This is a genomic window from Amycolatopsis australiensis (assembly GCF_900119165.1).
Lineage (GTDB): Bacteria > Actinomycetota > Actinomycetes > Mycobacteriales > Pseudonocardiaceae > Amycolatopsis > Amycolatopsis australiensis.
In genome coordinates, this window is record NZ_FPJG01000006.1 from 4,358,274 (window position 1) to 4,371,955 (window position 13,682).

At 73.8% G+C, this 13,682-nt stretch carries 12 protein-coding genes; 6 read left to right on the forward strand and 6 right to left on the reverse strand.

The window, feature by feature from the left end:
- Positions 1-59 precede the first annotated feature (59 nt).
- On the forward strand, positions 60-1,016 hold the full coding sequence (locus tag BT341_RS21710; RefSeq protein WP_072478033.1) for a helix-turn-helix transcriptional regulator: 957 nt from the start codon (positions 60-62) through the stop codon (positions 1,014-1,016).
- On the opposite strand, the gene BT341_RS21715 is transcribed toward BT341_RS21710, so the two are convergent.
- Positions 1,013-2,101: a winged helix DNA-binding domain-containing protein gene (locus BT341_RS21715; protein ID WP_072478034.1), complete on the reverse strand. Its 1,089-nt coding sequence runs from the start codon at positions 2,099-2,101 to the stop codon at positions 1,013-1,015. The genes BT341_RS21710 and BT341_RS21715 overlap by 4 nt on opposite strands.
- A gap of 62 nt (positions 2,102-2,163) precedes the next feature.
- On the opposite strand from BT341_RS21715, the gene BT341_RS21720 reads away from it, so the two are divergent.
- Positions 2,164-3,099 carry a helix-turn-helix transcriptional regulator gene (locus BT341_RS21720; protein ID WP_177328874.1) on the forward strand — a complete coding sequence of 312 codons (936 nt, stop codon included), beginning with the start codon at positions 2,164-2,166 and terminating at the stop codon, positions 3,097-3,099.
- On the opposite strand, the gene BT341_RS21725 is transcribed toward BT341_RS21720, so the two are convergent.
- Positions 3,089-3,715, reverse strand: a complete 627-nt coding sequence (locus BT341_RS21725; protein WP_072478036.1) for a TetR/AcrR family transcriptional regulator — start codon at positions 3,713-3,715, stop codon at positions 3,089-3,091. The genes BT341_RS21720 and BT341_RS21725 overlap by 11 nt on opposite strands.
- Positions 3,716-3,922: 207 nt before the next feature.
- Complete coding sequence (locus tag BT341_RS21730) at positions 3,923-5,002, reverse strand: helix-turn-helix domain-containing protein (RefSeq protein ID WP_072478037.1); 1,080 nt, start codon at positions 5,000-5,002, stop codon at positions 3,923-3,925.
- Between the two features lie 182 nt (positions 5,003-5,184).
- On the opposite strand from BT341_RS21730, the gene BT341_RS21735 reads away from it, so the two are divergent.
- Entirely contained in the window at positions 5,185-7,449 is a 2,265-nt protein-coding gene (locus tag BT341_RS21735) for an ATP-binding protein (RefSeq protein WP_084742956.1), read from the forward strand.
- On the opposite strand, the gene BT341_RS21740 is transcribed toward BT341_RS21735, so the two are convergent.
- Positions 7,450-8,331, reverse strand: coding sequence for a poly(ethylene terephthalate) hydrolase family protein (locus tag BT341_RS21740; RefSeq protein ID WP_072478039.1), 882 nt, complete (start codon positions 8,329-8,331; stop codon positions 7,450-7,452).
- Positions 8,332-8,857: 526 nt separating this feature from the next.
- Between BT341_RS21740 and BT341_RS21745 the strand changes: the two genes are divergently transcribed.
- Positions 8,858-9,970 (forward strand): M48 family metalloprotease, encoded by a 1,113-nt coding sequence (locus tag BT341_RS21745; protein ID WP_245805048.1) that lies wholly within the window; start codon positions 8,858-8,860, stop codon positions 9,968-9,970.
- A gap of 68 nt (positions 9,971-10,038) precedes the next feature.
- On the opposite strand, the gene BT341_RS21750 is transcribed toward BT341_RS21745, so the two are convergent.
- Positions 10,039-10,986: an SDR family NAD(P)-dependent oxidoreductase gene (locus BT341_RS21750; protein WP_072478041.1), complete on the reverse strand. Its 948-nt coding sequence runs from the start codon at positions 10,984-10,986 to the stop codon at positions 10,039-10,041.
- A 93-nt stretch (positions 10,987-11,079) separates the two neighbouring features.
- Here BT341_RS21750 and BT341_RS21755 point away from each other — a divergent pair, with 93 nt between their 5' ends.
- Positions 11,080-11,934, forward strand: a complete 855-nt coding sequence (locus BT341_RS21755; protein WP_218177754.1) for a helix-turn-helix transcriptional regulator — start codon at positions 11,080-11,082, stop codon at positions 11,932-11,934.
- 19 nt (positions 11,935-11,953) lie between these two features.
- Here the strand turns inward: BT341_RS21755 and BT341_RS21760 are convergent, their stop codons facing one another.
- The gene (locus BT341_RS21760; protein WP_072478042.1) at positions 11,954-12,508 is read right to left on the reverse strand and encodes a TetR family transcriptional regulator; all 555 of its coding nucleotides are present in this window, start codon (positions 12,506-12,508) and stop codon (positions 11,954-11,956) included.
- 111 nt (positions 12,509-12,619) lie between these two features.
- On the opposite strand from BT341_RS21760, the gene bioB reads away from it, so the two are divergent.
- Positions 12,620-13,681: a biotin synthase BioB gene (gene bioB, locus BT341_RS21765; protein ID WP_072478043.1), complete on the forward strand. Its 1,062-nt coding sequence runs from the start codon at positions 12,620-12,622 to the stop codon at positions 13,679-13,681.
- Position 13,682: the final 1 nt, after the last annotated feature.

A 13,682-nucleotide genomic window follows, 5' to 3' on the forward strand; every position in this document is an offset into this window, starting at 1 on the left:
CAAGGGCGCCACCCCGATCGAGGACCGGAACTGTCCGCGATCTCTGGCACACTGCGTCCATGTACGGGACCTCGGAACGGCTGCTCAGGCTGCTCTCACTGCTGCAGGCCCGCCGTGACTGGCCGGGCGCCGACCTGGCGGCGCGGCTCGAGGTCGACGTCCGCACGATCCGCCGCGACGTCGAACGGCTGCGGTCGCTCGGCTACCCCGTGCACGCGACACCGGGGGTGGCCGGCGGCTACCGGCTGGGTGCGGGCGCCGCGCTCCCGCCATTGCTGCTGGACGACGACGAGGCCGTCGCGGTCGCCGTCGGCTTGCGCACGGCGGCGAGCGGCACGGTCAGCGGCATCGAAGAGGCGTCCGTGCGGGCGCTGGCGAAGCTGGAGCAGGTGCTGCCGGCGCGCCTGCGCCCGCGGGTGGGCGCGCTGCACGCGGCGACGGTGTCGCTGCCCGGCGGCGGCCCGACGGTCGACGCCTCGGTGCTGACGGCGATCGCCGCCGCGTGCCGCGACCACGAGCGGCTGCGCTTCGGCTACGGCGACCACGCGGGCGCGGAGACGGAACGGTCGGTCGAGCCGCTGCGGCTGGTCCACACGGGACGGCGCTGGTACCTGGTCGCGTTCGACCTCGACCGCGCGGACTGGCGCACGTTCCGCGTCGACCGGATCACCGGCGTGCCGGTGGCGGGCTTCCGGTTCACCCCGCGCGAACCGCCGGCGGAGGACCTGGCCGCCTACGTCTCCAGCCGGATCTCGACGGCGCCGTACCCGCACCGGTTCGTGCTGCGGGTCGCCGCGCCGGCGGCGGTGCTGGCCGCCCGCATCCCGCCCACGTCCGGTGTCGTCGAGGCGGTGGACGAGCACAGCTGCCGCGTGCGGACCGGGGCGAGCACGCTCGACACGGTGCCGTACTACCTCGCCCAGTGGGGGTTCGACTTCGTGGTGGAGGAGGCGCCGCCCGGTCTGGTGGAGCGGTTGCGGGAGGTGGCCGCGCGGTTCGCGCGGGCGGTCGGTTAGCCGGCGATGCGCAGGCGGTCGTGCTCGCCGTCGGAGAGGAAGCGCGCCAGTGCGCTGCCCTCCTCCGTGACGTCCCGGCTTTCGGTCTTGGCCAAGCGCCGCACCGGCGTGACGACGACCGCTCCGGCGTCGACCGTCCACGTCCCGGCGACCCGGCCGTCCACCAGGACGACCCGCTCGCCGGCGACGGAGAGGCCGCGGTGGGCGTCGTCGACGATGCGGGTGCGGTCGGCGTAGCCGAGGATCGCGTTGTCGAACGCGGGCAGGAACCGCACGGGCGCGGGTGTCGCGGGATCGGGCCGCGGCGCGCCGGGCAGGTCGAGCAGCTCGCGGCCCCGCTCGTCGCGGAACACCACCAGCTCGTCGCGCACTGCCCGCACCGCGGCGGGCAGGCCGGGCAGGCCGCACCACGCCCGCAGGTCGGCCGACGCCGCCGGGCCGAACGCGGCCAGGTAACGCCGCACCAGCGCCGGCCCGACGCTGTCGCTGTCGCCGTCCGGGGCGGGTTCGCGGCCCAGCCAGTCCGAGAGCGGGCGGTTGCGCACGCCGGCCTTGACGCGCCACAGCCCGCGCGGCGGCAGCTGCGCCATCGGGATCAGGGCCGCGACCAGCATCTCGCCGAGCGCGCGGGTTCCCGAAGCCGGCCAGCGGTCCGCGACCGCCCTGGCGAGCTCGGTCATCGAGCGGGGCTCGCCGTCGGCCAGTACCTCGCGGCCGGCCGCCGCCAGCTCGTCGAGGTCGACACCGTCGAGCTCACGGCGGTAGGTGCCGAGCACGCGCCGGCGCAGCATCGGGCCGAACCGGGTCCGCCAGGCGAGGACGTCTCCGGCGGTGAGCAGGTGGACGGTCCGGCGCATGAGGTGCGTCCGCACCACGCGCCGCTCGGCGAGCAGGTCCGACAGCACCGCCGGGTCGAACCCGCGCAGCCGCGACCACAGCCCGGTGAACGGTTCCTGCGGCTCCTGCGCCTGCAGGCCGCAGAGGTGCGCGACGGCGTCGTGCACGGGCAGGGTGGCGCGCTCCAGCAGGAGCTGCCGGGCGAGCGTCGCGCGGTTGAGCGTCCGGACGTCCAGCACTTCGGTCATGGGACCACTCTGGCCGAAGTAGCGGACAGGATGTGTCCGCTACCGCGGGCAGAATGCGCGGCATGCCGAAAACCTCAGCGCGCCTGCTGGCGCTGCTCTCGCTGCTCCAGGCCCGGCGCGACTGGCCGGGGCCGCTGCTGGCCGAGCGCCTGGAGGTCAGCGCGCGCACGGTCCGCCGTGACGTCGACCGCCTGCGAGAACTCGGCTACCCGATCACGACGACCAAGGGCCCCGAGGGCGGCTACCGGCTCGGCGCGGGCACACAGCTGCCGCCGCTGCTGTTCGACGACGAGCAGGCGGTCGCGCTCGCGGTGGCGTTGCGGACGGCGACCGGCGCCGGGCTCGGGGACGCCGCGGCGCGCGCCCTGAACACCGTCCGGCAGGTGATGCCGGCCAGGCTGCGCCACCGCGTCGACGCGCTGCAGGTGACCGCCGTCGCCGCGGCGGGGCCGTCGGTGGACCCCGCGGTGCTGGCGGCGCTGAGCGCGGCCGTCCACGCCCGCGAGGTGCTGCGGTTCGGCTACGCCGCCGCGGACCCGCCGCGGCGCGTCGAGCCGCACCACCTGGTGACGCGCGGCGGCCGCTGGTACCTCGTGGCCTGGGACCTCGACCGCGGCGACTGGCGCACGTTCCGCGTCGACCGGATCACCCCGCGGATCCCGACAGGCCCCCGGTTCGCGGCGCGCGACCTGCCCGGCGGCGACGTCGCGGCGTTCGTCGAGGCGCGGTTCTCGGGCCGGGACGCCGGCGGGGCCTGGCCGTGCCGCGGCGAGGTGATCCTCGGCCTGCCCGCGGACGTGGTGTCGCCGTACGCCGGCGACGGCGTCGTGGAAGCACTGGGTGCCGGCCGCTGCCGGCTCGTGCTGGGGGCCTGGTCCTGGACCGGGCTGGCGGCCGGCCTCGGCCGGTTCGACGCCGGCATCGAGGTCGTCGGGCCGCGGGAGCTCAAGGACGCGTTCGCGCTCCTGGCGCGCCGCTACGCCGCGGCTAGTTCGTGACCGCGGGCTCCGCGACGCCGAGCATGCGCAGCACCAGCCCGCCGTACTCCTTGCCGAGCGCGGCCGGTGTCTGGCGGGCGCGGTCGGTGTACCAGCGGGCGACGTCGACGCCGAGGGAGAGCACGGCGCGGGCCGCGACGTGCGGGTCGGACACCGTGAACGCGCCGGACGCGACGCCGTCCGCGATGACCTCGCGCACGATCCGCTCGATGCGCCGCCGCAGCTCGGCGACCACCTGGAACTCCTGTTCGGGCAGCGCCTGCAGCTCGTACTGCACCACCCGGGCGACGGTGTGGCGCCGCGCGTGCCAGGCCACGAAGTCCTCGACGATGAGCCGGATCCGCTCGACCGGGTCGGCTTCCTTGGCGACCACGTTCTCGACGAGGGCCAGCGTCTGCTCGTGCCCGTACCGGCTGATCGCGAACAGCAGCGCGGCCTTGGAGGGGAAGTGGACGTAGAGCGCGGCGGGACTCATCCCGGCGGCCCCGGCGATGTCCCGCGTGGTCGTGGCGTGGTAGCCCCGCTGGGCGAAGGCCTCCACCCCGGCGAGCATGAGCCGCCGCGCGGTCTCCGGCTGCACGTCCGGCCACAGTTCCGCCGACAGCGACATCGTCATCCGGTGATCCTCCCAGATCGCCCCGCCGGGTAGCCGGCTCCGATCGCCACCATTGTAAGCGGCCGCTAAGTGCGCAGGTCGGGTCAGCTGCAGCCCGCCGGCCGGGTGATCCGGGCGGCCGGCCGCCCGGTGGCGCCGGTGCAGGTCGGGCGGAGGAACCGGCGTGCGGCGCACCCCAGGCCGAAGTGCCCGCGGCCGATCCGAGGGTCAAGCGGTTCGCGCGGCGGGAGTCGCCTCACCGGCGAGCACCCGCTCGGCACGCAACGCGATCCGCAGGCTGAGCCGTTCCTCGGGATCGTCCAGACGCGTCCCGAAGAGAGTGCGCAGCCGGCGGAGGCGGTTGCGTGCCGTCTGCGGGTGGATGCCCAGGCGGCTCGCGACTTCGGGGGCGCCGCCGCGGGCGTCGAGTGTTGCGCCGAGGGTTTCGGCGAGCTTGCCGCGCTGGTTCGGCGACAGCCCGTCCAACGGCGCCAGGCTGCGCGCGGCGAGCGCGCTCGTCAGCAGCTCGTTCGTGAGCAGCCAGTGCGTGGTCAAGTGGTCGGGCCAGCGGACGAGGCCGTCACGGGGCAGGACGCCGCGGTCCCGCAGCTCCCACGCCCGCCGGGCCCAGCGCAGCGACGTGGCCGCTTCGACCGGCGGGACGGCCGGTCCGGTCGCCGCCGGGCCGTGGCCCACCAGCCGCGTGACGTCGGCGTCCGCGGGGAGCAGCAGGTACGGGGGCTCGGCGGCGAGGTCGGCGAGCATATCCGGGTGGAACGCCGCGATCCGCGCACCCGCGGCCACGACGACGGCCACCACGCGCTCCGGCGGCGTCCAGCCGGCGCGGGCGGCCAGGGCGGGCCACGGGCGGCCGGTCATCAGGTCGCGCAGCAGGTCCTGGCGCAAGCCCGCGGCAGACGGCGTCTGCGCGGCCCGGAACGCCTCGGTGGACAGGCGGATCAGGACGTCGACGCACCGGAACACCGCTTCCACCCCGGTACCGACGACACCCTCGTCCACCCGGCGGCCCAGCTCCGCCAGGATCGGGAGGGCCCGGCGCGCGCCCGCCTGGTACGCACGGGCGAGCCGGTCGGGGTCGCCGCCTGACGCGTGCTCCGCGACGCCGGCGCGGCGGAAGACGTCCGCGCCCGGCGCCGGCCGGGACCCGCTCAGCAGCGCCGCCACGAACTCCGTGGCGCCCGCGTCGAACAGCGCGGCGTGCTCGGGAAGGGCGTGCCGGATGCCGGCGACGACGCCACGCGCGATCGGCGTCGCGGCGCCGCCGGGCACGGGCTGGGGGACGGTCATCCTCGACCTCCGGAGCGGGCGGGCATCGCTGGAGCGCCGAGTCTGGCCCGCCGTGGCCGCCGGGCGCGTCGGCAGAAACACGTAAACCCCGCGTGCGTACCGTCGCCGCCGAGACCCGCGCCGGGTGCCGGGCCGCGTGGACAAGGGGTCCGGGACAGATCAAGATGTGTGCCGGTGATGGGATGACGACGGACGACCTGACGAGCTACGTGGGCCGCGCCGGAGACGAGACCGAGGTGCGGCGCCTGCTGGGCGAGGCCCGCCTGGTCACGTTGACCGGCCCCGGCGGAGTGGGCAAGACCCGGCTCGCCGGCCGCGTCGCCAGCTCGGTGACCCGGGCGTTCCCCGACGGCGTGATCGTGGCCGGCCTCGCCGAGCTGCGCGACGGCACCCTGGTCACCCGCACCCTCGCCGACTGCCTCGGCCTGCACGACACGGCCGCCCGGACCGCGCTGGACACCGTGCTGGCCCACCTGCGTGACCGGCGGACGCTGCTCGTGCTGGACAACTGCGAGCACCTCGTCGGCTGGTGCGCCGAGCTGGCCGGCGTCCTGCTCCGGCAGTGCCCGGACCTGGTGGTCCTGGCGACGAGCCGGTGTTCGCTGGGGGTCGCCGGGGAGCGGGTCATGCCGATCGCGCCCCTGGCGGTGCCGCCCGAGAGTGCCCGGACCGTCGGAGACGCGATCGCCTACGACGCGGTCCGGCTGTTCGTCGACCGGGCGACCGAGGTGCTGCCGTCGTTCCGGCTGACCGAGGACAACGCGGCCGCCGTGGCGGGGTTGTGCCGCCAGCTGGACGGCCTGCCGCTGGCCGTCGAGCTGGCCGCGGCGCGCATCCGCGCCCTTTCGCCCGGCCAGATCGCCGACCGGATGAGCGCCGGCCTGGCGCTGCTGACCACGGGTGCGAGGTCGCTGCCCGCGCGTCAGCGCAGCTTGCGGGCCACCATCGAGTGGAGCCATTCCCTGTGCACGGACGCCGAGCGAGCGGCCTGGGAGTGCTGTTCGGTGTTCGCGGGGGCGTTCGACCTGGCCGCCGCCGAGGACGTCTGCGCGGCCCGGCTCGACGGCTTCGCGGTGCTGGACGCCGTGGACGGCTTGGTCGACAAGTCGGTTCTGCTGCGCGTCGAAGGCGCGACCGGGGTCCGGTTCCGGTTGCTGGAGGCGCTGCGCGAGTTCGGCCAGGAACGGCTGGCCGCCGCGGGAACCGCCGGGTCCGTCGCCCGGCGGCACCGCGACCACCACGCCCGCCTGCTGGCGCAGGCCGATGCGGAATGGTTCGGCCCGCGGCGCGACGAGTGGTTCGGCCGCCTGTCGGACCGGCACGCGGACATCCGCGCGGCGCTGTCGTGGTCCCTGCGCGAGGCCGGCGAGGCCGTCGTCGCGCTCCGGATGGCGAGCAGCGTGATCGAGTACTGGTTGGCCCGCGGCGCGGCGTGGGAGGTCCGGGAGTGGCTCGACCGCGCGCTCGCCGTCGCCGCCGAAGACGCCCCGGGGCGGGCGACGGCGCAGGCCAGGGCGGCGCTGTGCGCCGCACTGCACGCGGACCTGGAGGGCGCCAGGCAGCGGCTGGAGCTCGCCGAAGCCATCAGCGACGAAGACGCCGTTCCCTATGTCTGCCACGCGCGGGCCTTCGTGGCGTTGCTCGCGATCGAGCCGCACGCGCTGGAGAACGCGGCCGAAGCCGTGCGGATCTTCGGCGAGCGGGGCGAGGTGCGGAAACAGCTGCACCCGATGTTCATCCAGGCGGTGGCCACGGCGTTCCGCGGCGACCTCGCCGGCGCCCGGCGCCTGCTGGACGTGATGCTGCACCTGTGCGAATCCGCGAAGGACGAGTCCTACCGGTCCATGGCCCTGTTCGGGCTGGGCACGGTGGAGATCTTCTTCGGCGGCGACCTCGGCGTCGGCGAGCAGGCGATGCGCGACGCGCTGGAGATCGACCTGCGGGGGCCTGACGTGCTGTCGGCGGCGTACCGGGTGGACGGGCTGGCGTGGGCGTCGGCCCGGCGGGAAGACTGGCCGAGCGCGGCGAGGTTGTTCGGCACGGCGGCGACGTTGTGGGAGCGCTGCGGAGCGGAGCCGGACATCGCCGTGTCGCTGGCGCACCGGGAGCTGCTGGCGGCGACGCGCGGCGCGCTGGGCGAAGCGCGGTTCGAGGAAGCGTTCGCCGAAGGGCGGCGGCGGAATCCGCACGACATCCTGGCGGCCCCGGCGTGCTCGGAGCCGGCCGGAACCGCTGTGCTGCCGCCGCTGACCCGGCGCGAGTCGGAGATCGCCCGGCTGGTCGCGACCGGGCTGAGCAACCGCGAGATCGCCGTCCGCCTGGTCATCGCCCAGCGCACCGCGGAAACCCACGTCCAGCACATCCTGAACAAACTCGATCTGGCGAACCGGACCCAGGTCGCCATCTGGGTGAACGAGCGGGCCGAACCCGGGTCCGGTCCGGCGTGATCAGTTCAGCGGGCAGGTGCCCCGGTACGTGGCGATCGCCGGGTCACCCGTGGGCAGCGGGCAGAGGAACTGCTCGTACCGGGCGTCCTGGTCGACGAAACGCTTCAGCCAGGAGATGCTGTACTCCGCGATCGTCGTGTTCGGCCTGGTCGGGGCGAGGTGCCCGGCGCCGGCGAGCAGCAGGTACGCCTTGTCCAGCGAAGCCGGCAAGCTCTGGTAGAACGGGCGTGAGAACGTCCCGTCCGGGGCGATGAGGTCGTTCTGGGCGCTCACGACGAACGTCGGCACGCTGACATCGGAAAACGTCGTGTTCGGGCTCCAGCCGGTCAACGGGATCGCGGCTTTCAGCGTGGGCGTCTTCCGCGCGGCGATCAGTGTCCCGCCACCGCCCATCGAATGCCCCATGACGGCCAGCCGGTTCCGGTCGACGCGTCCCTTGGCCTGGCTCGCATCGGTGACGTAGCGCAGTGCGGCGAGCAGTTCTTCCGAGCGGGCGTCCGGGGTGTCCCACACGCTGTTGGTGGAAATGGTGATGACGACGAAGCCCTGGGAGGCGAGCCGCGGGCCGTACCAGGCAATCGCGGACTCGCTCTCGAGAAACCCCGGAGCGACGGCGACAGCGCCGAAAGTGCCCTGGCTGGTGTCGGTCGGGAAGGAGATCGTCCCGCCACCGAAACCCTGACCGGCACCGACCGTTTCGGTGGCGACCGCGAACGGGCCGCGTTCGGCCCGGACGGAAGCTTCGGTCGGGGCGGGTCCGCGCGCGAAGGGGCTGTCACCGCCGAGGCCGGGTGACGCGAGAGCGGTACCGGTCATGCCCGACGCGGCGAGCAGCACAGCACCGAGGGCGACCGATGACTTCCAGCGTGGTTTCCGCAGCATTGCGAACGTCCTCTCGGGAATCCTCCCGCTGAACACGGGAGGCCCAGGTATAGCGATCGCGTCGCCCGCTGCGCGTCGGCGAAATTACGTAAACGCGGGTGAGCCGGATCCGGGGAATGTGTGAATTGTGTGCCTTGTGACGGGCGGATTGGCGCGTTTTGTCATGGCCGTGCGTTTTCGAGGTCGCTTTGTGACCGCCGGATGGACATCCGCTTGAACGGACCGGCCATTGACCCGGTCCGGGCCGACCTCGGCCGGCTGACCGTTCCGCTCGCGGTGATCCTCCGCGGCCGATGCGTGCGCGGCCGTCGTTGACGCGCAGGGTATGAGAGCCGCCTAGTACTTTCGGCCGATGATCGCACGTCGAAAACCCGCCGAACGACGTGCGCCATTCCGGCGTTCCTGTCCCGGTGCCGGTTCGGTGGCCGATCACCGTCCTAGTGTGGCGGTGGTTGGTGATCTTGGACCGGACCAGAAGAGGGGAACCACCTTGCCGAACCGCACCCGACTTCTCGGCAGAACACTCATGGCAGCGGGCACCGTGGCGGCGCTCGCGCTCGCCACCGCCGTTCCCGCCGCCGCGGCGGAACCGCCCACTGTCGACCAGGACGTCGCGCAGCTGTACCAGGACGTCGTCGACCTCTACAACGGCCTGCCCGCGGACGCGCTGCGCGATGTCGACCGGCTCGTCGAGTCGCCGATCCCGCGGATCGGTCCCCGGACCCAGGCCGCGCAGGACCCGATCCCTGGCTGCACCGAGGGTTCGCTGCTGACGTACGCGAACAAGCTCGCGGCCCAGCTCACCCCGCTCGAGAACAAGGCGTTCGACGCGCTGTCGGGGCTCAGCCAGCTCTACGTCCAGGGGGTCGCTTCGGACAAGACCCCGCAGGTCTTCGGGACCGACGGCCAGTACACCCCGCGCGCCACCGAAACGATCGACAAGCTGCGCGGCTTCTGGGACATCGAAAGCTGGAACATCCAGCTCGTCGCCTGGAAGGGCACCGATCTCGGCAGCCAGGCGAAGATGGCGCAGACTTTCAGCCTCGGCCTCGCGCCGGCGAAAGTGAAGAACGCGGCCGCGCTCGCCACCAAGGTGCTCTACGAAATCCCGGCACTGCAGGGCGGCCGCCACCCGCTGCTGACCCTGAACGCGTTCTCCGCTCCGGCCGGCAGCCTCGGCGGCAAGCGCGTGGCGCTCGGCGACGGCCTCCTCGACACGGTCGATCTCCTCGGCTTCGACGACGTGTCGGTCGAGTCCGTGATCGGCCACGAGTACGGCCACCAGGTCGACTTCGCCCACGACAACCACCCGCGCAACGAGTCCTCGGAGATGGGCCCCGACGCCTACGGCGGCTACTTCGTCGCGCACGCCAAGGGGTACGCCTGGAACGCCCGCACCCAGCAGGAGGTCACCTACCTCGACGCGTCGATCGGGGATTGCTATCACAGCCACGGCACCCCCGACCAGCGCAAGGCCGCCGGCGCCTGGGGCGAGAAGCAGGCGACGAGCCAGGCCGACCCGAACCGGATCATCCCGTCCGCCACGATGATCGAGAAGTTCCAGAGGGAATACCCGAAGCTGATGCCGCCGGCCACGGACCAGCCGGCTGCGGCGGCGGTCGCCGCGGCTCGCGGCTGATCTCCGGCGCCGTTCCGCGGGCCGTCTCCCGTGAACCGGGGAGGCGGCCCGCTCGGCGAATACCCGCGTTACTTGCCCGCGGCCGCGTCCGCGGCACGGTCCAGCAGCTCGGCGGTCGCCTCCCACAGGCGCCGCTCGCGGTCGCGGTCGTGGGCCACCGGCCGGACCTCCGTCAGCTTGGTCTTCACCACGAACGCGCCGTCACGCAGGTGCGCCCACCGGTCGTCGAGGGCCATCGCCGCCAGCAGCGGTCCCGAGCGCCGCGGTGTCGAGACACCGGGAATCCGGCCCAAGGCGCGGCTCATCGCCTGGAACACCGGGGGAGCGCCGCGGCCCAGCGCGGTGCCGGGCATCCACCCCGGTTCGAACACGGACACGGCGATCCCCGGGCCGGCCTGGCGCTGCAGTTCGTGGGCGTAGTAGAGGACCGCGAGCTTGGCGTTGGAGTACGCGACGCCCGAGGCCGCCATGCCCGGGTTCTGTTCGCCGCCGGCCGGACGGGCGAGTTCGACGGGGTCGGCCCACTGGGCCTCCGGCACGTGCAGCAGCTTGCGCCAGAAGTTGGCCTGGTAGGTGCTCGAGCCGACCAGCACGACCCGCGCCGGGGCGGTGAACGACGCGAGCAGGTCGCCGATGAGCTGCGCGTGGGCGAGGTGGTTGACGGCGAAGGTCAGCTCGTAGCCGTCGGCCGAGGCGCGGCGCGTGTCGGCCGACATGGTGCCGGCGTTGGCGACCAGGGCGCGCAGCGGACGGACGGCGCCATCGGCGAGCAGGCCGCGGGCGGTGGCCGCCGCGGCACGGACGTCGGCCAGGCTCGCCAGGTCGCAGCCGATTGCGCGGACGCGCGCCCCGAGGGCGCGAGCTTCGCCGGCGACCGCGGTCAGGTCGCGCCCGGCGCGGCCGACGAGCAGCAGGTCGGGACGCTGCCCGTCCGGGCGGCCGGCCATGGCCAGCACGGCGTGGCGCCCCAGGTTGCGCGTGGGGCCGGTGATGAGGACGGTTCCGGGTTCGGTCATGGCGCCAGCCTGCGAGCCCTGCCGGGGCACAACCAGCCGTCCGGTTTTCGTAGGACTGCCAGGACCAGGACACGCGGTGCCTGATCGTCCAGAATGGACAGCGTGGAAACGTGGGAGTTCGGCCGGGCGGTGCGCCGCTGGCGCGACCGGCTGGCCCCGGAGGCCGTCGGCGTCCCGGCGGGCGGGCGGCGCCGGGCCAGCGGGTTGCGCCGCGAAGAACTGGCCGCGCTCGCCGGCATCTCGGCCGACTACCTGACCCGCCTCGAGCAGGGCCGCGCGACGGCGCCGTCGACGCAGGTCGTGGAGTCGCTGGCCCGCGCGCTGCGCCTGACCGGCGCCGAACGCGACCTGCTCTACCGCCTGGCCGGGCACGCCCCGCCCGGCCCGGACGTCGTGCCGTCGCGGATCACGCCGAGCGTGCAGCGGCTGCTCGACCGGCTCTCGCACACGCCGGTGGTCGTCTACGACGCAACGTGGACGCTCCTGCTGGCCAACGCGCCGTACCACGCGCTCATGGGTGACACGACGACGTGGCGCGGGCTGGAACGCAACGCGGTCTGGCGCAACGTCACCCGCTTGCCCTCACGGGTGGTGCACACCCCGCAGGAACAGGCGGACCACGAGGCCCGGCTCGTGGCCGATCTGCGCCTGACGGCGTCGCGCTACCCGGCGGACCGCGCGTTGCGGCGCCTGATCGCCGAGCTGACCGCGGGCAGCCCGCGGTTCGCCGAGCTCTGGGACGCGGAAGCCCCGCCGTCCCTGGCCGACCCGTCCCGCCGCAAGACGATCGACCACCCGGCGGTCGGCCCGATCACGCTGGACTGCGACACACTGCTCGTCGCGTCGGACGACTTGCGGATCAGTGTGTACACCGCCGAGCCCGGCACCGAGGACGCCGAACGCCTGGCTCTCGCTACGGTCCTGGGCACCCAGTCGCTCCGGCTCTGAGGCAGCGACTTCGCAGGGCTCACCGGTGCACTTTGGACCGCAGCCCGTCGAGCAGCAGTTCGATGCCCGCCTCGAAATCGCCGCCGCCGGCCGGCTCCCAGTCGATCGCGCCCGCTCCCGCGGCCTGGAGTGCCGCCTGTTCCTCCGCCGTGTAGCCGAACGTCAGGTGCAGCAGCGCGCGCGTCCCCACCTCGGCGACGTTGCCGCTCAGCCCGCCTTCGCGCAGTGCCTCCCGCAGTTCGCCCGCCGGTTCGCTCGCGCCGAGGCCGAACGTGTACGCCGTGATCACCACGTCGGCGCCGTCCCGGTAGGCCAGCATCGCGTCCCGCAGGTTCGCGCAGACCTCGACCGCGCGCCTGTCCCAGTCCGCGGCCCGGCGTTCTCGCCGGCCACGGCGGAGGATTTCGTCCGCGATCGCCGCCAGCAGCGTCTGCTTGTTGGGCACGTGGTGGTACAGCGCGCTCGGCTGCAGGCCGAGTTCGGCGGCGAGCCGGCGCATGGTGAGCGACTCCAGGCCGTACTCGTCGAGGACCTCGATCGCTCGCCCGACGACGTCTCGCAGGTGATAGCCCACCCCCGGCTCCTCCCGTTGACCCGTCCGCGGCGGCCAGTGTAGCGTCAGCGCCCGCCGACAGAACACCGTTCAGGTTGTAGTCACGTGATCACGCCAAGTCAGGGAGAAGTGATGGGCTCCAGGTTCGAGCAGCTGGCCGACGCCGTCCTCGCCGGGAGTCCCGCGACGCCGGAAGACGCCCTTGCCGTCCTGCGGGCCGACGACGCCGACGTCCTGGCCCTCGTCGCCGCGGCCGGCCGGCTGCGCCGCGCGCACTTCGGCAACACCGTGAAGGTGAACTACCTGGTCAACCTGAAGTCCGGGCTGTGCCCCGAAAACTGCAGCTACTGCTCCCAGGCGCTCGGTTCCGCCGCGCCGATCCTCAAATACTCGTGGCTGTCCGCCGAGGAGGCGCTGAAGCAGGCCGGCGCCGGGATCGCCGGCGGCGCCGGCCGGGTCTGCCTGGTCTCCTCCGGCCGCGGGCCGTCGAACCGGGACATCGACCGGGTCACCTCGATGGTCGGGGCGCTGAAGGAAGAACACCCGGACGTCGAGGTCTGCGCCTGCCTCGGCCTGCTGTCCGACGGGCAGGCCGAGCGCCTCAAGGCCGCCGGGGTCGACGCCTACAACCACAACATCAACACCGCCGAGAGCAACCACGACAAGATCGTCCAGACCCACACCTACGCCGACCGCGTGGACACCGTCGAGAAGGCGAAGCGCGGCGGGCTTTCCCCGTGCTCCGGCCTGATCGCCGGGCTCGGCGAGTCCGACGAGCAGCTCGTCGAAGCCCTGTTCGCGCTCAGGGAGCTGGACGCGGACTCGATCCCGGTCAACTTCCTGATGCCCTTCGACGGCACTCCGCTCGAAGACACCTGGGAGCTGACGCCGTTGCGGTGCCTGAAGATCCTCGCGATGGCGCGGTTCGTCTGCCCGGACAAGGAGATCCGGATCGCCGGCGGCCGCGAGCTGCACCTGCGGTCGCTGCAGCCGATCGCGCTGCACGTCGCCAACTCGCTGTTCCTCGGCGACTACCTCACCTCGGAAGGGCAGGCCGCCGAGGCGGACCTCGCGATGATCCGGGACAACGGCTTCGTCGTGCTCGGGTCCGAAGAGGACCGCGTGCGGACCGAACCCGCCGATCCGGCGATCCGCCGCCGCGGCGCCGGCACCGGCCTCGTCCCGAACGCCTGAG

What these genes read in the sequence shown, in the direction of transcription:
- BT341_RS21735 (WP_084742956.1), top strand. Translation starts at nt 5,185, where the DNA reads ATGACGACGGACGACCTGACGAGCTACGTGGGCCGCGCCGGAGACGAG.
- BT341_RS21740 (WP_072478039.1), bottom strand. Translation starts at nt 8,331, where the DNA reads ATGCTGCGGAAACCACGCTGGAAGTCATCGGTCGCCCTCGGTGCTGTG.
- BT341_RS21745 (WP_245805048.1), top strand. Translation starts at nt 8,858, where the DNA reads ATGGCAGCGGGCACCGTGGCGGCGCTCGCGCTCGCCACCGCCGTTCCC.
- BT341_RS21750 (WP_072478041.1), bottom strand. Translation starts at nt 10,986, where the DNA reads ATGACCGAACCCGGAACCGTCCTCATCACCGGCCCCACGCGCAACCTG.
- BT341_RS21710 (WP_072478033.1), top strand. Translation starts at nt 60, where the DNA reads ATGTACGGGACCTCGGAACGGCTGCTCAGGCTGCTCTCACTGCTGCAG.
- BT341_RS21720 (WP_177328874.1), top strand. Translation starts at nt 2,164, where the DNA reads ATGCCGAAAACCTCAGCGCGCCTGCTGGCGCTGCTCTCGCTGCTCCAG.
- BT341_RS21715 (WP_072478034.1), bottom strand. Translation starts at nt 2,101, where the DNA reads ATGACCGAAGTGCTGGACGTCCGGACGCTCAACCGCGCGACGCTCGCC.
- bioB (WP_072478043.1), top strand. Translation starts at nt 12,620, where the DNA reads ATGGGCTCCAGGTTCGAGCAGCTGGCCGACGCCGTCCTCGCCGGGAGT.
- BT341_RS21755 (WP_218177754.1), top strand. Translation starts at nt 11,080, where the DNA reads ATGGACAGCGTGGAAACGTGGGAGTTCGGCCGGGCGGTGCGCCGCTGG.
- BT341_RS21725 (WP_072478036.1), bottom strand. Translation starts at nt 3,715, where the DNA reads ATGACGATGTCGCTGTCGGCGGAACTGTGGCCGGACGTGCAGCCGGAG.
- BT341_RS21730 (WP_072478037.1), bottom strand. Translation starts at nt 5,002, where the DNA reads ATGACCGTCCCCCAGCCCGTGCCCGGCGGCGCCGCGACGCCGATCGCG.